General features: G+C 71.3%; 17 protein-coding genes and 1 tRNA gene. 2 read left to right on the top strand and 16 right to left on the bottom strand.

All coding sequences use genetic code 11. The features are described from left to right. Positions 1-70 precede the first annotated feature (70 nt). Entirely contained in the window at positions 71-415 is a 345-nt protein-coding gene (locus ABG090_RS06385; RefSeq protein WP_347757527.1) for a hotdog fold thioesterase, read from the top strand. Positions 416-552: 137 nt separating this feature from the next. Here the strand turns inward: ABG090_RS06385 and ABG090_RS06380 are convergent, their stop codons facing one another. Then, the gene (locus ABG090_RS06380) at positions 553-1200 is read right to left on the bottom strand and encodes a response regulator (RefSeq protein ID WP_347757448.1); all 648 of its coding nucleotides are present in this window, start codon (positions 1198-1200) and stop codon (positions 553-555) included. A gap of 46 nt (positions 1201-1246) precedes the next feature. Here ABG090_RS06380 and ABG090_RS06375 point away from each other — a divergent pair. Further along, positions 1247-1328, top strand: a tRNA-Leu gene (locus tag ABG090_RS06375). 91 nt (positions 1329-1419) lie between these two features. Here ABG090_RS06375 and pyk read toward each other — a convergent pair. The 15 genes from pyk to rpe all read right to left on the bottom strand — a co-directional run bounded on the left by pyk (position 1420) and on the right by rpe (position 18609). Further along, positions 1420-2910 (bottom strand): pyruvate kinase, encoded by a 1491-nt coding sequence (gene pyk / locus ABG090_RS06370; RefSeq protein ID WP_347757446.1) that lies wholly within the window; start codon positions 2908-2910, stop codon positions 1420-1422. 95 nt (positions 2911-3005) lie between these two features. Continuing rightward, positions 3006-4457 carry a glutamate synthase subunit beta gene (locus tag ABG090_RS06365; protein ID WP_347757444.1) on the bottom strand — a complete coding sequence of 484 codons (1452 nt, stop codon included), beginning with the start codon at positions 4455-4457 and terminating at the stop codon, positions 3006-3008. After that, positions 4450-9015, bottom strand: a complete 4566-nt coding sequence (gltB, locus tag ABG090_RS06360) for a glutamate synthase large subunit (protein ID WP_347757442.1) — start codon at positions 9013-9015, stop codon at positions 4450-4452. The genes ABG090_RS06365 and gltB overlap by 8 nt, the downstream gene beginning before the upstream one ends. Positions 9016-9089: 74 nt before the next feature. After that, a complete protein-coding gene (lgt, locus tag ABG090_RS06355; RefSeq protein WP_347757440.1) occupies positions 9090-10280 on the bottom strand; it encodes a prolipoprotein diacylglyceryl transferase in 1191 nt (396 codons plus the stop codon). Further along, complete coding sequence (trpA, locus tag ABG090_RS06350; RefSeq protein ID WP_347757525.1) at positions 10277-11125, bottom strand: tryptophan synthase subunit alpha; 849 nt, start codon at positions 11123-11125, stop codon at positions 10277-10279. The genes lgt and trpA overlap by 4 nt, the downstream gene beginning before the upstream one ends. A 26-nt stretch (positions 11126-11151) precedes the next feature. Beyond that, positions 11152-12375 (bottom strand): tryptophan synthase subunit beta, encoded by a 1224-nt coding sequence (gene trpB / locus ABG090_RS06345; RefSeq protein ID WP_347757438.1) that lies wholly within the window; start codon positions 12373-12375, stop codon positions 11152-11154. Beyond that, a complete protein-coding gene (trpC, locus tag ABG090_RS06340) occupies positions 12372-13160 on the bottom strand; it encodes an indole-3-glycerol phosphate synthase TrpC (protein WP_347757436.1) in 789 nt (262 codons plus the stop codon). Before trpC ends, trpB begins: the two co-directional genes overlap by 4 nt. A 2-nt stretch (positions 13161-13162) precedes the next feature. Continuing rightward, on the bottom strand, positions 13163-13381 hold the full coding sequence (locus ABG090_RS06335) for a DUF6704 family protein (RefSeq protein ID WP_347757523.1): 219 nt from the start codon (positions 13379-13381) through the stop codon (positions 13163-13165). A gap of 98 nt (positions 13382-13479) precedes the next feature. Next, positions 13480-14040 carry a Trp biosynthesis-associated membrane protein gene (locus ABG090_RS06330; RefSeq protein WP_347757434.1) on the bottom strand — a complete coding sequence of 187 codons (561 nt, stop codon included), beginning with the start codon at positions 14038-14040 and terminating at the stop codon, positions 13480-13482. Next, positions 14037-15551 (bottom strand): chorismate-binding protein, encoded by a 1515-nt coding sequence (locus tag ABG090_RS06325; RefSeq protein ID WP_347757432.1) that lies wholly within the window; start codon positions 15549-15551, stop codon positions 14037-14039. Before ABG090_RS06325 ends, ABG090_RS06330 begins: the two co-directional genes overlap by 4 nt. After that, positions 15548-15874, bottom strand: a complete 327-nt coding sequence (gene hisI / locus ABG090_RS06320) for a phosphoribosyl-AMP cyclohydrolase (RefSeq protein WP_347757521.1) — start codon at positions 15872-15874, stop codon at positions 15548-15550. Before hisI ends, ABG090_RS06325 begins: the two co-directional genes overlap by 4 nt. Positions 15875-15936: 62 nt before the next feature. Next, complete coding sequence (hisF, locus tag ABG090_RS06315) at positions 15937-16695, bottom strand: imidazole glycerol phosphate synthase subunit HisF (RefSeq protein WP_347757431.1); 759 nt, start codon at positions 16693-16695, stop codon at positions 15937-15939. A gap of 34 nt (positions 16696-16729) precedes the next feature. Continuing rightward, the gene (hisG, locus tag ABG090_RS06310; protein WP_347757429.1) at positions 16730-17569 is read right to left on the bottom strand and encodes an ATP phosphoribosyltransferase; all 840 of its coding nucleotides are present in this window, start codon (positions 17567-17569) and stop codon (positions 16730-16732) included. Positions 17570-17608: 39 nt separating this feature from the next. Beyond that, positions 17609-17872 (bottom strand): phosphoribosyl-ATP diphosphatase, encoded by a 264-nt coding sequence (locus ABG090_RS06305; RefSeq protein ID WP_347757427.1) that lies wholly within the window; start codon positions 17870-17872, stop codon positions 17609-17611. After that, a complete protein-coding gene (gene rpe / locus ABG090_RS06300) occupies positions 17869-18609 on the bottom strand; it encodes a ribulose-phosphate 3-epimerase (protein ID WP_347757425.1) in 741 nt (246 codons plus the stop codon). The genes ABG090_RS06305 and rpe overlap by 4 nt, the downstream gene beginning before the upstream one ends. Positions 18610-18619: the final 10 nt, after the last annotated feature.

Genomic DNA, 18619 nt, shown 5'->3' with positions numbered 1-18619 from the left:
GCCAGATGCGGCCACGAAGGCCCTGATCGAGCGCCGCGACGGCAAGCCCGGAGGGCAGCTCGCCGAGCGCATGGGCATCGAGTTCCTGCAGCTCTCGGCGGAGCACTCGATCGCGCGGATGCCTGCCGAGGGCAATACCCAGCCGGTCGGGTTCGTGCATGGCGGCGCGTACTGCGTGATCGCCGAGACGCTCGGCTCGATCAGCGCGAACATCCACGCCGGTGAGGAGCGCTACGCCGTCGGCACCGACATCAACGCCACGCACACGCGCTCGATCACGAGCGGATGGGTGACGGCCGAGTGCCGCGCCGTGCACCTAGGCCGCTCGATGACGGTGCACGAGATCGTCTGCACCGACGACGAGGGCAGGCGCGCGTCGACGCTGCGCATCACGAACTTCATCAAGTCCCGCTGACCAGCGCCCGCCGCACGCACCCGCACGCGGCCGCGTGTCAGCTTGTTGCTGTTCCGGGGCCGATCGAGGACAACAACCTGACACGCGCCGCTGGTGGCGGGTTGGCGGGCGCGCGAGAGGGCGGCGCGGGCGGGCTGCTACTTCTTCTTGGGGTCCAGCTGCTCGATGACGGCGTGGGCGACCTCGGCCATGGTGAGGCGGCGATCCATCGACGCCTTCTGGATCCAGCGGAAGGCCTCGGGCTCCGAGAGCCCCATGCGCTGGTTGAGCAGGCCCTTCGCCCGGTCGACGACCTTGCGGGTCTCGAAGCGGTCGGCGAGATCGGCGACCTCGGACTCGAGCGTGCGGATCTGGTCCCAGCGGGCCAGCGCGATCTCGATCGCGGGCAGCAGGTCGTTCTGGGTGAACGGCTTGACGACGTAGGCGAGCGCGCCCGCCTCGCTCGCGCGCTCCACGAGCTCCTTCTGGCTGAAGGCCGTGAGCAGCACGACCGGCGCGATCTTCGCGGCACCGATCTTCTCGGCGGCGCTGATGCCGTCCATCTTCGGCATCTTCACATCCATCACGATCAGATCCGGTCGGAGCTCGGTGGCGAGCTCGACGGCACGCTCACCGTCGCCCGCCTCCCCCACGACCCGGTAGCCGGCCGCCTGGAGCGTCTCGACGATGTCGAGCCGGATCAGCGACTCGTCCTCGGCGACGAGGACGGTGCGGGCGGCGGATGCGGGAGCGTCACCAGCGTCAGCGGTGTCGAGCTGCGGCTCGGCGAAGAGGTCGTCGGTCATGTCGACTAGCCTAGTCTTCGTCGCGGGCACGCCTTCCGTCCCGTCGGCCGGTGTGGCGGAATTGGCATACGCGGCGCACTCAAACTGCGCTTCCGCAAGGATTGTGGGTTCGAGTCCCACCACCGGCACGCGAGTGCGGCCCGCCCCGATCGGGACGGGCCGCTGGTCTCGTGACGGGCACCGGGTGCGCAGGCACGCTCCTCGACCGACGAGCGGTCGTCAGTCCTCGTCGGGCGACGGGACCGAGTGGACGACCTCGATGCGGCGCTTGCCGTGATACGCCGGCGCCGCCTCCGCCTGCACGTCGCCCACGCGGTGCACGCGCAAGTCGTTCGTGGAGCCGGAGATGCCGGGCGGCATGCCGGAGATGACGACCACCTTGTCCCCCGGCGCCGCCATCTGCTTGCCGATCAGGATGCCGTCGACCTGCGCGATCATGTCGTCGGTGTGCGTGACGCGGTCGACCAGGTGCGTGTGCATGCCCCAGATGAGCTGCATGCGGCACTCGATCTCCGGATCCGGCGTGAAGCCGAACATCGGCATGGCCGGCCGCAGCCGCGACATGCGGCGCGCGGAGTCGCCCGACTCGGTGAAGACGACGATCGCCTTCGCCTCGACGAACTCGGCGACCTCCAGCGCTGCCAGGGTGATCGCGCCGCCCTGCGTTCGCGGCTTGGTGCCGAGCGGTGCGATGCGCCCGAGACCCTCTTCCTCCGCGACCTCGATGATGCGCGCCATCGTCTCGATGGTCGTGACGGCGTGCTTGCCGACGCTCGTCTCGCCCGAGAGCATGACCGCATCCGCACCGTCCAGGATGGCGTTGGCGCAGTCGCTCGCCTCCGCGCGGGTGGGGCGCGGGCTGTCGATCATCGACTCGAGCACCTGCGTGGCGACGATCACGGGCTTCGCCCAGCGCCGGGCCATCTCGACCGCGCGCTTCTGCACCAGCGGCACCTGCTCGAGCGGCAGCTCCACGCCGAGGTCGCCGCGGGCGACCATGATGGCGTCGAACGCATCGATGATGTCGGCGAGGTTCTCGACCGCCTGCGGCTTTTCGATCTTCGCGACGACGGGCAGCTTCCTGCCCTCCTCCGCCATGATCTCGTGCACGCGCTCGATGTCCTTGGCGTCGCGCACGAACGACAGCGCGATGATGTCGGCGCCCAGATCCAGCGCCCAGCGCAGGTCGGACTCGTCCTTCTCGCTCAGCGCGGGCACGTTGACGGCCACGCCGGGCAGGTTGATGCCCTTGTTGGAGCTCACCGCGCCGCCCACGACCACCTCGGTGATCACGTCGGTCTCGGTGACCTCGACCGCGCGCAGGCTGATGCGTCCGTCATCGATCAGCAGCGGATCGCCCGGCTGCACGTCGGCGGGCAGGCCCGCGAACGTCGTGCCGGCGCGCTGCCCGTCACCCTCGATGTCGTCGGTGGTGATCGTGAAGCGATCGCCCTGCGCGAGGTCGAACGGTCCGCCGGGGATCTTGCCCAGACGGATCTTCGGGCCCTGCAGGTCGACCAGGATGCCGACGGGCATCTGCAGCTCGTCGGAGGCGCGCCTGATGTTGGCGTACACCTCCTCGTGCACGCTTCGGTCTCCGTGGCTGAGGTTCATGCGCGCGACGTTCACACCGGCCGCGATCGCGGCCTTCGTGTTCTCGTAGCCGGCGAGGGCCGGCCCCCACGTCGCGACGATCTTGGCTCTTCTCACAAGTCACTCGCTTTCGTCATCGCGCCGCCTGGGTGGGATCGGCACGAACGGTTCCATCCTGTCACTGTTGCCCGCGACTGGCACGGGCAGCTGCATCAGGCGGCGAAGGGGCGATCGCTCGCCCGCACAGGTGCGGGCAGCTCGCTCGACCCCTCGAGGTATGCATCCACGGCGGCCGCGGCCGCACGGCCCTCGGCGATCGCCCACACGATGAGCGATGCGCCACGGCCGGCGTCCCCGGCGACGAACACGCCGGGCCGGTCGGTGGAGAAGTCATCGCGCCGCTGGGGCAGGCCGCGCTCGAAGGCGAGCTGCAGCGCCTCGCCGATCGCGGCGTCCGCACCCGTGAAGCCCATGGCCAGCAGCACGAGGTCTGCCGGGACCTCCCGCTCGGTGCCGGGCTTCGGGCGGCGCGCGCCGTCGACGATCTCGGTCTCGGCGATGAGCAGCGCCCGCACCTCGCCTGCGGCGTTCGCGAGGAACTCGACGGTCGACGCGAGGTACTCGCGGTTGCCGCCCTCCTCGTGGCTCGTCTGCACCTCGAACAGCGTCGGGTGCATCGGCCACGGCTGGTGGTCGGGGCGCTCCGAGGGCGGCTGGATGCCGATGGCGAGGTTCGTGACCGAGAGGGCTCCCTGGCGGTGCGCGGTGCCGATGCAGTCGGAGCCGGTGTCGCCACCGCCGAGCACCACGACGTGCTTGCCCTTCGCCGTGATCTGGTTCGCGGGCTGCGTGCCGGCGACGGCGCGATTCTGCTGCACGAGGTAGTCCATCGCCAGGTGCACGCCGTCGAGCTCGCGACCCGGGATCGTCAGCTCGCGGGCGACGGGAGCGCCGGTGGCCACCACGACCGCGTCGAATCGGTGCGAGAGATCCTCCCAGCTGATGTCGCGGCCGATCTCCACGCCGGCGCGGAAGCGCGTGCCCTCCGCCTGCATCTGCGCGAGTCGGGCGTCGATCGTGTGCTTCTCGAGCTTGAAGTCGGGGATGCCGTACCGCAGCAGCCCGCCGATGCGATCATCGCGCTCGTAGACGGCGACCGTGTGTCCCGCGCGCGTGAGCTGCTGCGCCGCCGCCAGGCCCGCGGGACCGGAGCCGACCACCGCGACGGTCTTGCCGGTCAGGCGTGCCGGCGGATTCGGCTCGGTCCACCCGTGCGCGAAGGCATCATCGGCGATCGCCTGCTCGATCGACTTGATCGTCACGGCCGGCTGGTTGATGCCGAGCACGCAGGAGGATTCGCACGGCGCCGGGCACAGCCGGCCGGTGAGCTCAGGGAAGTTGTTGGTCGCGTGCAGCCGGTCGCTCGCGGCGCGACCCTCGCCGCGCCAGGTGAGGTCGTTCCACTCCGGGATCAGGTTGCCGAGCGGGCATCCCTGGTGGCAGAACGGCACGCCGCAGTCCATGCAGCGACCCGCCTGCCGCTTGAGCACGGCCGAGTCCCCCGGCTCGCCGATCTCGCGCCAGTCGAGGATGCGCACGGGCACCGGTCGCTTCTTCGGGAGCTCGCGCTCCGTCACCTTCAGGAATCCACGCGGATCAGCCACCGGTCACCTCCAGGATCTTGCGCCAGATGTTGTCGGAGTCGGGATCGACGCCCTGCTGCTCGGCGTCGAGACGGATGTCGCGCACCATCGCCCAGTCGCGCGGCACGAGCTTCGAGACGCGCGAGAGGTCCCCGGCGAGCAGCCGCTCGGCGACGACCGAACCGGTCAGCTCCCGATGGCGCTCGAGGATCGCGCGCAGCTCGATCGTGTCCTCGTCGCTGAGCCGGTCGATGCGCAGCTCCCCCTGGTGGAAGGAGTCCTGGTTGAGCAGCAGCGGGTCGAGGTCGAGGATGTAGGCGCAGCCGCCGGACATGCCGGCGCCGATGTTGCGGCCGGTGTCGCCGAGGATTACGGCGATGCCGCCGGTCATGTACTCGAGCGCGTGGTCGCCGACGCCCTCGCACACGGCGGTCGCGCCAGAGTTGCGCACCAGGAAGCGCTCGCCCACGACGCCGCGCAGGTAGAGCTCGCCGCTCGTGGCGCCGTAGCCGATCACGTTGCCGGCGATGACGTTGTGCTCGGCCACGAGCGCGGCGCCCGTGGGCGGCCGCACGGTGATGAGCCCGCCGGAGAGCCCCTTGCCCACGTAGTCGTTGGCGTCGCCATGCAGGCGCAGCGCGATGCCGCGGGGCACGAAGGCGCCGAGCGACTGACCCGCGGAGCCGCGGAGCGTGAGGTCGATCGTGCCGGGTTCGAGCCCTGCCTCGCCGGCGCGGCGCGTGATGGCGTTGCCGAGCATGGTGCCGACCGCGCGATCGGTGTTCGCGATCTCCATGTCGAGCACCAGGCGCTCGCCCGCGTCGAGCGCCCGCTCGAGGTCGGGCAGCAGCCGCGTGTCGAGCTGCTGCTCGAGCTCGTGGTCCTGGTCGGTCGTGCGACGCGGCGCGCCCTGGGCGCTCGTCGGTCGCGTGAGCACGGGTGTGAGGTCGAGCCCCTCGGCCTTCCAGTGCTGGATGGCCGGGTCGATGTCGAGCAGGTCGGAGCGGCCGATCGCCTCGTCGAGCGAGCGCAGCCCGAGCTGCGCGAGCTGCTCGCGCACCTGCTGCGCCAGGAACTCGAAGAACTGCACGACGAACTCGGGCTTGCCCGTGAAGCGCTGTCGCAGCACCGGGTTCTGCGTCGCGACCCCGACCGGGCAGGTGTCGAGGTGGCACACGCGCATCATGATGCAGCCGGAGACGACCAGCGGTGCCGTCGCGAAGCCGAACTCCTCTGCGCCCAGCAGTGCACCGATGATGACGTCGCGGCCGGTTTTCAGCTGGCCGTCGACCTGCACGCTCACCCGCTCGCGCAGCCCGTTCACCATCAGCGTGTGCTGGGTCTCGGCGAGGCCGATCTCCCACGGCGTGCCCGCGTGCTTGAGCGAGTTCAGCGGGCTCGCGCCCGTGCCCCCGTCATGGCCGGAGACGAGCACCACGTCGGCCTTCGCCTTCGCCACGCCGGCCGCGACCGCGCCGATGCCCGACTGCGAGACGAGCTTGACGTGCACGCGCGCGGCGGTGTTGGCCCGCTTGAGATCGAAGATCAGCTGCTTGAGATCCTCGATCGAGTAGATGTCGTGGTGCGGCGGCGGCGAGATGAGGCCGACGCCGGCGGTCGCGTGCCGCGTGCGCGCGACCCACGGGTAGACCTTCCCCGGCGGCAGCTGCCCGCCCTCGCCGGGCTTGGCGCCCTGCGCCATCTTGATCTGGATGTCGTCGGCATGCGTGAGGTACATGCTCGTGACGCCGAAGCGCCCGGATGCGACCTGCTTGATGGCGCTGCGCCGCTCGGGATCGAGCAGCCGGTCGACATCCTCGCCGCCCTCGCCGGTGTTGGACTTGCCGCCCAGCCGGTTCATCGCGATCGCGAGCGTCTCGTGCGCCTCCTGCGAGATCGAGCCGTAGCTCATCGCGCCGGTCGAGAAGCGCTTGACGATCTCGGAGACCGGCTCCACCTCGTCGACGGGGATGGGCTCCACCGCGTCGGTGCGCAGTCGCATCAGCCCCCGCAGCGTCTGCAGCTGCGCAGCCTGGTCGTCGACCAGCCGGGTGTAGTCCTCGAAGACCTCATAGCGGCCGGTGCGGGTCGCGTGCTGCAGCTTGAACACGGTCTCGGGATTGAACAGGTGCGGTGCGCCGTCGCGTCGCCACTGGTACTCGCCGCCGGTCTGCAGCCGCTCGTGCGCGAGCGCCGCTCGCTCATCCGGGTACGCGCAGCGGTGCCGCATCCGGTTCTCCTCGGCGATCACGTCCAGGCCCACGCCGCCCAGCGGCGAGTGGGTGCCGGTGAAGTAGCGGTCGACGAGCTCCTGCGACAGGCCGACGGCCTCGAAGGCCTGCGCGCCGCCGTAGGAGCCGACGGTGGAGATGCCCATCTTCGACATGATCTTCGTCACGCCCTTGCCGAGGGCGGTGATGAGGTTGCGCACGGCCGTGTCGACGTCGGCACCCAGCTGGCCGGAGAGCGCGAGCTGCTCGGCGGTCTCCATCGCGAGGTACGGGTTGACCGCGCTCGCGCCGTAGCCGATCAGCAGCGCCACGTGGTGCACCTCGCGCACGTCGCCGGCCTCCACCACGATGCCGACCCGCATCCGGGTCGACGCCTTGATGAGGTGGTGGTGCACCGCGCTCGTCATCAGCAGCGTCGGGATCGGCGCCAGCTGGTCGGTGGAGTCGCGATCCGACAGGATCACGTACTGCGCGCCATCGACGATCGCCTCGTCGACCTCGCGGCACATCGCGTCGAGCCGCTGCTCCATCGCCTCCGGCCCGTCGTCGACGCGGTACAGCCCCTTCACGACCACGGTGCGACGCGAGCCCGGCGTGCGGTCGATCGAGCGGATCTTCGCCAGCGCATCGTTGTCGATCACCGGGAAGTCGAGGATGATCTGGCTCGCGTGCGAGGGCGTGGCGGTCAGCAGGTTGCGGACCGGGCCCAGGCCCATCGTCATGCTCGTGACGATGGATTCCCGCAGCGAGTCGAGCGGCGGGTTGGTCACCTGCGCGAAAGCCTGGGTGAAGTAGTCGAACAGCAGCCGCGGGCGCTCCGCCAGCACAGCGACGGGGGTGTCGGAGCCCATGGCGCCGAGCGGCTCGGCGCCGTTCTTCGCCATCGGCGCGATGAGGACCCGCACCTCCTCCTCGGTGTACCCGAAGGTGCGCTGGCGGCGGGTGACGGATGCGGCGGTGTGCGCGACGTGCTCGCGCTCGGGCAGGTCGGCGAGATGGATGCGGCTGGAGTCGAGCCAGTCGCCCCACGGCTCCATCTGCGCGAGCTCGCGCTTGATCTCCTCGTCGGGCACGACCCGGCCGGCCTCCGTGTCGACCAGAAACAGCACGCCGGGCTGCAGGCGGCCGCGCCGCACGACGCGGCTCGGGTCGATCGGCAGCACGCCGGTCTCCGAGGCCAGCACGACGAGGCCGTCATCGGTCTCCAGCCAGCGCCCGGGGCGCAGGCCGTTGCGATCGAGGGTGGCGCCGACGAGCGAGCCGTCCGTGAAGCTGATCGCGGCCGGCCCGTCCCACGGCTCCATGAGCAGCGAGTGGTACTCGGCGAAGTCGCGCAGATCCTGCGGCATGTCGGTCTGGTTCTCCCAGGCCGGCGGCACCATCATCATGATCGCGTGCGGCAGCGAGCGGCCCGCGAGGGTGAGCAGCTCGAGCACCTCGTCGAACGACGAGGAGTCGCTCAGGCCCGGGGTCACGATCGGCTTCAGCGGGCGCAGGTCGCCCAGCACCTCGCTCGCGAGCTGCGACTCGCGCGCGGCCATCCAGTTGCGGTTGCCCTCGACGGTGTTGATCTCGCCGTTGTGGGCGATCATCCGCAACGGCTGCGCGAGCGGCCAGGAGGGGAAGGTGTTGGTGGAGTAGCGCGAGTGCACGATCGCGAGCTTCGTCTCGAAGCGCTCGTCCGAGAGGTCGGGGTAGAACGGCTCCAGCTGGAGCGTCGTCACCATGCCCTTGTAGGTGATGGTGCGGCTCGACAGCGAGGGCAGGTACTCCCCCAGCTCGCGCTCGATGCGCTTGCGCAGCCGCCAGGTGAGCCGATCGAGCTCGATGCCCTTCGTCGGGCCGTTGGCGCCGGTCACGAAGAGCTGGTGGATGGCGGGCATCGCCGCGCGGGCGAGCTTGCCGAGCGCATCCGGCGCCGTCGGCACCTCGCGCCAGCCCAGCACGCGCAGGCGCTCCTGGCCCGCGAGCTCCCAGATGCGCTCCTTGACGCGCTCCCGCTCCGCGTCGTCGAGGGGCAGGTACGCGAGGCCCGCGGCGTAGGCGCCCGGCTGCGGCAGCTCGAAGTCCACCACTGCCCGCAGGAAGCCGTCGGGCATCTGCGTCAGGATGCCCGCGCCATCGCCGGTGCCCGCATCCGAGCCGACCGCGCCGCGGTGCTCGAGGTTGCGCAGCGCGTCCAGCGCCAGCGCGACGATGTCGTGGCCCGCCGTCCCACGGGTCGTCGCGACCATCGCCAGGCCGCACGAATCGCGCTCGTGCCGCGGGTCGTAGAGCCCCTCGGCCGCTGGCAGGCCGAGGTCCCGCGAGGTGAAGGCTCCGTTCGAGCGATCGTTGATCGTGCGCATGGTGCTCCTGTGCTGTCGTGCCTGCGGTCGGAGCGGGACACCGTCGGCCCGCAAGCGCTCAGACGAGCGCAGATCTACCTGGTTGCGGCCGCGGGTTCTGCGGCGGTGGCCTCGGCGTCATCCTGGGTGCGGGACTCGGGGAGGTCGGTATAGCGATCCGAGTCTACGCCCTCGTCGGCACCGGGCTCGCGGCCGGGCATCCACGGTGACGGCTCCAGGCCCGGGTGCCGACGGGTCTGCACGATCCACACGACCACACCGATCGCGATGGCGAGGAAGGCCATCCAGACGTTGGTGCGGATGCCGAAGATGAGCTCCGACGGGTCGAGGCGGATGGTCTCGAACACCGACCGGCCGAGGCCGTACCAGATGAGGTAGAGCGCGATCAGGCGACCCCACTGCACATCCCGCTTGCGGTCGAGCCAGAGCAGCAGCACCGCACCCAGCACGTTCCAGACGATCTCGTACGCGAAGGTGGGGTGGAAGAGCGTCTCGACCGGCAGCCCGACGGGGAACGCCGCGTTGGTCTCCTCGATCTCGAGGCCCCACGGCAGGCTCGTCGGCTGGCCGAAGAGCTCGTGGTTGAACCAGTTGCCGAGGCGGCCGAAGGCCTGCGCGAGCAGCAGCCCGGGCGCCAGCGCGTCGACGAAGGTGGTGAAGCGCAGGCCCGACATGCGGCACCCGATCCAGATGCCGATCGCGCCGCCGATGAGGGAGCCGAAGATCGCGATGCCGCCCTCCCAGATGTAGAACGCGGTCATCGGGTCGCGGCCGGGGCCGAAGTAGTCGTCCGGGTGGGTGACGACGTGGAAGAGCCGCGCCGCGGCGATGCCGAGCAGCACGGCCCACACGGCGATGTCGATCACGTAGCCGGCGTCAACGCCGCGCTGCCGCAGCCGGTAGCCGGTCAGCAGCGTCGCCGCGACGATGCCGGCCAGGATGCACAGCGCGTAGGTCTGGATGCCCCAGGTCGGCCCGACGATGCGCAGCAGGAAGCCCACCGCGACGCCGAACAGCAGGCTCATCAGCAGCGTCCAGCCGGCGTCCTTGCGCGTCAGCGACCCGGAGAGGAGCCAGCCGGCGATCACGACGACCGCGATCACGGCGCCGAGCACGAGGCCGAAGACCACCGCGCCGAGCACGGATCCCTGGATGAGGGGCATCACGCCGATCGATTCGAGCCACTGACCGATGGCCAGCTGCTGCCACTCGGGGCTCGGGCTGGGGATGCTCTGGAGCAGTGATGCTCCGGACTGGCTGATCACGCGGGAATGCCCTTCTCATCTGGTGCCGGCGTCGCAGGGCCGCCGTCGAGTGTACCCAGCGCGAGCGAGGCGGCGAGGTCGCGCAGCGCGGGCACGCCGCCGGAGCCGAGCGCGCGCACGAGGGCGGAGCCGACGATGGCGCCGTCGGCGTAGTCGAGGACCTGCCGCACGTGCTCGGGCGTCGAGATGCCCACCCCGACGCAGCGCAGGGTCTCGCGACCCAGCGCATCCGCATGGGTGGCGATGCGGTCCGCGAGCGCGCGGGCGGCCTGGTCGACGTCCTGCCGGGTGCCGGTGGTGCCCATGGTCGAGACGGTGTAGACGAAGCCGCGAGAGGCCTCGACCACGGCGTCGAGGCGCGTGCTCGACGATGACGGCGCCGCGAGGAAGACGCGGTCGAGGTCGTGGCGCTCGGCGGCGGCGAGCCACTCGGCGGCGTTCTCGGGCGTGAGGTCGGGAGTGATGAGTCCTGCTCCCCCGGCGGCGGCGAAGCGCGCGGCGAAGCGGTCGACGCCGTAGCGCAGCACCGGGTTCCAGTAGGTCATCACGAGCACCGGGATGTCGGTGCGGGCCGTGATCGCCTCGATCGTCTCGAAGAGCTCCTCGAGCCGGAAGCCGCGCTCGAGCGTCGCCTGGGTGGCGGCCTGGATGACGGGACCGTCCATGCCGGGATCGCTGTACGGCACGCCCAGCTCGATGGCCGTGAAGCCGGCATCGGCGAGCGCGACGACCGCCTCGACGCAGGTCGCCGGATCGGGATAGCCGACCGGCAGGTAGCCGATCAGGGCGCGGTTGCCCGCAGCGCGGATCGCGGTCTCGGTGACGCTCTTCTGCTCGGTGTTCATCTGCTCGGTGTTCATCTGCTCGGCGCTCACAGCTGCTGCGCTCCCTCGTCGAGCACGTCGAACCAGCGCCCTGCGGTCGCCACGTCCTTGTCGCCGCGGCCGGAGAGCGAGACCAGCAGGGTCGCACCCGGCTGCTCCTTCGCCATGCGGAGCGCACCGGCGATGGCGTGCGCCGACTCGATGGCGGGGATGATGCCCTCGGAGCGGGTGAGCGCGAGGAAGGCGTCCATCGCCTCGCGGTCGCTCACCGGCAGGTACTCGGCGCGGCCGATGTCGTGCAGCCACGCGTGCTCGGGACCGACGCCCGGGTAGTCGAGGCCGGCGGAGATGGAGTGCGACTCGAGCGTCTGCCCGTCGTCGTCCTGCAGCAGATAGGTGCGCATGCCGTGCAGCAGCCCGGGCGTGCCGCGCTCGATGGAGAGCGCGTGGCGCTCGGTGTCGGCACCGTCGCCGGCGGCCTCCAGCCCGATGAGTCGCACCTGGGCGTCGTCGAGGAAGGCGTGGAAGATGCCCATGGCGTTCGAGCCGCCGCCGACGCACGCGAGCACCGCATCCGGCAGCGCACCGGTGAGCTCGATGGTCTGCTCGCGCGCCTCCTCGCCGATGGCGCTGTGGAAGTCGCGCACCATCTCCGGGAACGGGTGCGGGCCCGCGACCGTGCCCATCAGGTAGTGCGTGGAGTCGACATTGGCGACCCAGTCGCGCAGGCCCTCGTTGATCGCGTCCTTCAGGGTGCGTGATCCGCTCGTGACCGGCACCACCGTTGCGCCGAGCAGTCGCATGCGCGCGACGTTCAGCGCCTGGCGCTCGGTGTCGACCTCGCCCATGTACACGACGCACTCCATGCCGAACAGCGCTGCTGCGGTCGCGGTGGCGACGCCGTGCTGGCCGGCACCGGTCTCGGCGATCAGCCGCGTCTTGCCGAGCCGCTGCGCGACGAGGGCCTGCCCGAGCACGTTGTTGATCTTGTGGCTGCCGGTGTGGTTGAGATCCTCCCGCTTGAGCAGGATGCGCGCGCCGGCGATCTCGCTCAGCCGCGTGGCCTCGGTCAGCAGCGACGGCCGGCCGGTGTAGTCGCGCGAGAGCCGCTGGAACTCCGCCTGGAAGGAGGGGTCGGCTTTGCACGCCTCGTAGCACTCGGCGAGCTCGTCGATCGCGGCCATGAGCGGCTCGGGCATGAACACCCCGCCGAAGGCGCCGAACCACGGGCCGTGGTGGCCCCGCAGGGACGTGGGCTGCTGGGTGGTCATGAGGCTCTCCCGAACTCTGCGACGCGTGCGGCGGGGTCGCCGTCGATGACGAGCGCCTCCCCGACGAGCACCGCGTCCGCGCCGTCGCGGCGGTAGCGAGCCACATCGTCGGCGGTTCGCACTCCCGACTCGGCGACCGCGACGGTGCCGGCGGGGATGCGAGCGCGCAGGTCGGCGAAGCGCTCCGGATGCATGGTGAAGGTCTTGAGGTTGCGCGTGTTGACGCCCAGGATGCGCGCGTCTGCGGCGAGGGCCGCGTCGATCTCGCGCTCGTCGTGGACCTCGACGAGCACCGAGAGGCCGAGTCCGGTGGCGAAGTCGTGCAGCTGCACGAGCCTCGCGGGCTCGAGCGACGCGACGATCAGCAGCACCATGTCAGCGCCGAAGGCTCGCGCCTCGAGCAGCTGGTACTCGTCGGCGATGAAGTCCTTGCGCAGCACCGGGATCTGCACGGCGTCGCGCACGGCGCGCAGGTCGTCGAGCGAGCCGAGGAACTGCCGCTCCTCGGTGAGGACGCTGATGGCGCTCGCGCCGCCGGCCTCGTAGCTGGCGGCGAGTGCGGCGGGCGCGGGGATGTCGGCGAGCGGGCCCTTCGAGGGGCTCGCGCGCTTCACCTCGGCGATGATGTGCGGGCCGTCGGAGCCGGGCTTGGGCGTCGCGAGCATGGCGGCGGCGTCGATCGGCTGCCGGGCTGCGAGCGCGAGCGACTCGAGACGCTCGAGCGGCAGGCTCTCGCGTCGTCGAGCTGCGTCCTCGAGCGCGCCCCGGGTGAGCGCGTCGAGCACGCTCAGTGGTCCTGCAGCCCGTAGCCGGCCCTCGCGAGGATCGGCCACAGCAGCACGCCGACGAGCAGCAGGCCGGCGCTCGCCCACACGAGCGCGGGCATGTCGAGGAAGAAGAACAGGGTGCCGGCGGCGACGGCCACCAGCATGACGATGATGCTGATCCATGCGGCGCGCGAGTTGCCGTGGCCCGGGTCGACGAACTTCGGGTCGTAGTCGGCCACGTGCAGATCCGTCACGTGATCCTCGCTGATGCCGTTGCGTGCGTTCACGATGCTCCTCGGGTCGAACTCTGGCCGTACTCACGCGCCAGGTGGCCAGTCTACCGAGTCGGATCCTCTCCGTCGTCCATGGCGTCCCACGCGAGCCCCGACCCGGTGCGCTCGTAGCGCGCGGCCCGCGGGGCGCGTGCGGGCCAGCTGCGGGCGCTGCCGCCCACCCACAGTCCCGCGGCGATGGCGATCGCGCCGCTCGCGACGCCGAGGGCGGGCCAGCCGTGCACGGCGAGCTCCACGATCTCGGCGGCCTGTCCCGAGCCCGCGATGCCCGTCGCCTCGGCGACCCGGGCGTCGAGGGCGGCGAGGATGCCGCCGCGGGTCCCCAGCACGTGCGCGATGAGCCCGGCTCCCAGGATCGCGGCCAGCGCACCCAGGATGAAGCGCCATGCGATGCCGGCGATCGGCAGCACGAGTGCGAGCACGGCGAGCGAGAGCGACATGATCGTCACGCCGCTCGCGAGCTCCTGCCCCGTGACCGCCAGCGCGCGCCCGTCGGTGAGCAGCGCGCTCCCCCACGGCTGGGTGGCGCTGAGCACGCCGAGCGCGGCCGCGAGCAGCAGCAGCAGCACCGCGACCGACCGGCCGCGGACGAGCAGGCGACTCACGGACGGGTCCGCATCGAGGAGGCGACGGCGACGGCGCGCAGCGGCGCGGCGGCCTTGCTGCGCACCTCCTGCAGCTCGCTCTCCGGATCGCTGTCGGCCACCAGTCCGGCGCCCGACTGCACGTGCGCGACGCCGTCGCGCATCGTGACGGTGCGGATCGCGATCGCGAGGTCGGCGTCGCCCGCCAGGTCGAACCACCCGACCACGCCGCCGTAGACGCCGCGCTGGGCGCTCTCGAGCTCGTCGATCAGCTCGAGGGCGCGCGGCTTCGGGGCGCCGGAGAGGGTGCCCGCCGGGAACGTCGCGCGGAAGGCGTCGACGGCGGAGGTGCCGTGCCGCATGTCGCCCTCCACGGTGGAGACGATGTGCATGATGTGGCTGAAGCGCTCGATCGCCATGAGCTCCGTCACCGCCACCGTGCCCGCGACGCACACCTTCGCGAGGTCGTTGCGCGCCAGGTCGACGAGCATGACGTGCTCGCTGCGCTCCTTGGGATCGGCGAGCAGGTCGTCGGCGAGGTCGCGGTCGGCCTGCGCGTCGGCGCCGCGGGGGCGGCTGCCGGCGATCGGATGCATGGTCGCGCGACGGTCGTGCACGGTGACGAGCGCCTCCGGGCTCGAGCCGACGACCGCGTAGGGCTCGCCGTCGGCGGTCTCGAGGCTCAGCAGGTAGAGGTAGGGCGAGGGGTTCAGCACCCGCAGCGCGCGGTAGACCTCGAGCGGGTCGGCATCGGTCGGCAGGTCGAAGCGCGTGGAGAGCACGACCTGGAAGACGTCACCGTCGACGATGTGCTGCTTGGAGCGCTCGACCATGCCGCGGAAAGCGTCGGGGCTCACGCGCGCTGCGGCGTCGGGCTCCGCGTCCCGGTCGAGCACCGCGAGCGACCCGGACGCGGGCGCCATCAGCTGGCGCTCGAGTGCTGCGAGCCGCTCCTGGGCGTCGCGCCACAGCGCATCCGCGTCGTCGACGCCGTCGTTGAGCACGTTCACCACCAGGTGCGCGGCCCCGGTGCGGTGGTCGAGCACCACCATCGTCGCGGCGAGGTGCATCGCGATCGCGGGCACGTCGACCTCGCGCTCGGGTGCGTTCGGGAGGTGCTCGATCTCGCGCACGGCCTCCCATCCGATGTGCCCGATGAGACCGCTCGTGAGCCGCGGCAGGCCCTCGATGCGCGGGGTGGCCCACCGGCGCAGCACGTGCTCAACGGTCGCGAGGCCCCCGGACGGCGCGTCGTCGCCCAGCAGCCGCTGCTCGGAGACGTGCTCGGAGCGCCAGACGACGCGACCGCAATCGGCGGTGAGCTGGCCGAAGGAGGCGACGCCGACGAAGGAGTAGCGGCTCCACACGCCCTGCTGCGCCGACTCCAGCAGGAAGCTGCCGGTGCGCCCGGCCGCCAGGCGGCGGTAGATGCCCACGGGCGTCTCGGCGTCGAGGAACAGCTCGCGCACGACCGGCACGATGCGATGGTCGCGCAGCAGCGCGTCGAAGCCCGCCCGGTCGAGCTCGGTCACGACGCGACCGCCGTCGGCACGGGCGTGAAGAAGCACGAGCGCGCGCCCGTGTGGCACGCGGGACCGGTCTGGTCGACGCGGATCAGCAGCGCGTCGCCGTCGCAGTCCAGCGCGATCGAGCGCGGCACCTGGATGTTGCCGGAGGTGTCGCCCTTGCGCCAGTACTCCTGGCGCGAGCGCGACCAGAACGTCACGCGGCCCTCGGTCGCGGTGCGGCGCAGCGCCTCGTCGTCCATGTAGCCGACCATGAGCACGTCGCCGGTGGCGTCGTCCTGGATGACCGCGGCGACCAGGCCGTCGGCGTCCAGCTTCAGCGGCGGCATGCGCAACGCGTCGCCCGGCACCGCGCCCTCCTCGGCCCCCGGGTCGCGGGTCTCGTCGTTCGTCATCGCACCGTCACCCCGGCCATCCGCATCGCATCCTTGACCTCGCCGACCGTGTGCAGGCCGCTGTGGAAGACGCTCGCCGCCAGCACGGCATCGGCGCCCGCCTGCACCGCGGGGGCGAAGTGCGTCAGCTCGCCCGCGCCGCCGGAGGCGATCACCGGCGTGGTCGCGGCTGCGCGCACGAGGCGCAGCAGCTCGAGGTCGAAGCCCTGCTTGGTGCCGTCCGCGTCGATGGAGTTGACGAGCAGCTCGCCCACACCGCGCGCGATGCCCTCCTCGGCCCAGGCGATCGCGTCGAGCCCTGCCCCGCGGGAGCCGCCGTGCGTGGTCACCTCGAAGCCGCTCGGCTGCTCCGCGGCGCGGCGCACGTCGAGCGAGAGCACGAGCACCTGCGAGCCGAAGTCGGCCACGATGCGATCGATGAGCGCCGGGTCGCGGATGGCCGCGGAGTTCACGCTCACCTTGTCGGCGCCGTGCGCCAGCAGCCGAGCGACGTCGTCGCGCTCGCGCACGCCGCCGCCCACGGTGAGCGGGATGAAGATCTGCTCCGCGCAGCGCTCGACCACGTCGAGGATCGTCCCGGCATCGTCGACGGTCGCCTTCACGTCGAGGAAGGTGATCTCGTCGGCGCCCTGCTCGGCGTAGCGCGACGCCAGCTCCACCGGGTCGCCCTGATCGGTCAGGCCTTGGAACTTGACGCCCTTGACGACGCGACCGTGCGCCACGTCGAGGCACGGGATGACGCGGGTGGCGAGCATCGGGAGACTCCTGTCGGAAGTGGGTGGCCTGGCGTCAGAGTCGAGCGGCGTGGATGCGTGAGACGATGATCGCCGTCGCACCGACGTCGTCGAGGGCGTCCATGATCTGGTTCGTGTCGTCGCGGCGCACCATGACGCGCACCGCGACCCAGCCCTCCCGCTGCAGCGGGCTGACGGTCGCGCTCTCGAAGCCGCGTGCGATGCCGATGGCCGCGTCGAGGCGCGACCGCTCGATGTCGTAGTCCACGAGCACGTAGTCCCGCGCGACCATCACGCCGTCCAGGCGGCGCTTGAGCCGCGACAGGCCCGTGGGGTTGCCGCCGTTCGAGATCAGCACGGCCTCGCTGGTCAGGATCGGGTCGCCGAAGACCTCCAGGCCCTGGGCGCGCAGCGTGCCGCCGGTCTCGACGACGTCGGCCACCGCATCCGCCACCCCGAGCCGCACGGAGGACTCCACGGCGCCGTCGAGGCGCACGAGCTCGGCCGTGATGCCCTGCGCTGCCAGGTGGTCCTCGACGAGCTTCGTGTAGCTGGAGGCGATGCGCACGCCCTGCAGGTCGGCGGCGGTCTGGAAGCGACCGGCCGGGCCCGCGAAGCGGAACGTGGAGCGCGCGAAGCCCAGCCCCTCGACCTCGACGGCGTCCGAGCCGGAGTCGAGCAGCAGGTCACGGCCGGTGATGCCGACATCGAGGGCGCCGGAGCCGACGTAGGTGGCGATGTCGCGCGGTCGGAGGAAGAAGAACTCCACCTCGTTGCGGGCATCGACGACGATGAGCTCCTTGCCGTCACGACGGCCGCGGTAGCCGGCCTCGTCGAGCATCCAGGCGGCCGTCTCGGCCAGTGAGCCCTTGTTGGGCACAGCGATCTTGAGCATGACTTCCTTCAACAGTTCTGACGGATGTGGGAAGGCGCGTCAGAGATGTCGGTAGACGTCCTGCAGCGAGATGCCCTTCGCGTGCATGAGCACCTGCAGGTGGTACAGCAGCTGCGAGATCTCGAGCGCCGCGTCATCGTCGGTCTCGTGCTCGGCGGCCATCCAGACCTCTGCGGCCTCTTCCACGATCTTCTTGCCGATCGCGTGCACGCCGGCGTCGACGAGCTCGACGGTGCGGGAGCCCTCCGGGCGCTCGGCGATGGTGCGCTCGAGCTCGGCATGCAGCTCGTCGAAGGTCTTCACTCGTCCAGGGTACCGGTCGTGCCCGCGCCGCCAGACGCGGCGAGACCGCGGTGGACGGCGCGCAGATCGATCATGCCGGTGTCGAACGCGCCCTTGCCAGCTGCGCGCAGCTCGGCGATGCGGTCGGGGGGCGAGGCGTGCCCGTAGACGGCGCTGCCCGCGACGAACACGTTGGCCCCGGATGCCGCGGCGATCGGGAGCGTGTCGGCGGTGATGCCGCCGTCGACCTGCAGCGCGAGGTCGATGCCGAGATCCTCGGCCCTGCCGCGCAGCGCCTCGAGCTTCGGCATCATGTCGGCCATGAACGACTGCCCGCCGAAGCCGGGCTCGACGGTCATGACGAGCACCATGTCGAACTCGGTGAGGTGCTCGAGCACCTCGTCGACGAGCGTGCCGGGCTTGATGGCGATGGATGCGCGGGCGCCGCGGGCGCGCAGCTCGCGGGCGAGCGAGACGGCGTCGCCGGTGGCCTCGGCGTGGAACGTGACGGTGTCGACGCCGTCGATCGCGTACTGCGGCGCCCAGGTGTCAGGGTCGTCGATCATCAGGTGCACGTCGATCGGCAGGCTCGTCACCTCGGCGATGCGCTGCACCATCGGCAGGCCGAAGGTGAGGTTGGGCACGAAGTGCGCGTCCATGACGTCGACGTGCACGCCGTCGGCGCTCGCGATCTTCTCGAGGTCGCGCTCGAGGTTCACGAAATCGGCCGAGAGGATGCTGGGGTGGATCCTGACCATGGGTTCCAGC

It is taken from the genome of Agrococcus sp. ProA11 (genome assembly GCF_039880525.1).
GTDB lineage: Bacteria > Actinomycetota > Actinomycetes > Actinomycetales > Microbacteriaceae > Agrococcus > Agrococcus chionoecetis.
This window is presented reverse-complemented; position numbering and strand designations above follow the sequence as displayed.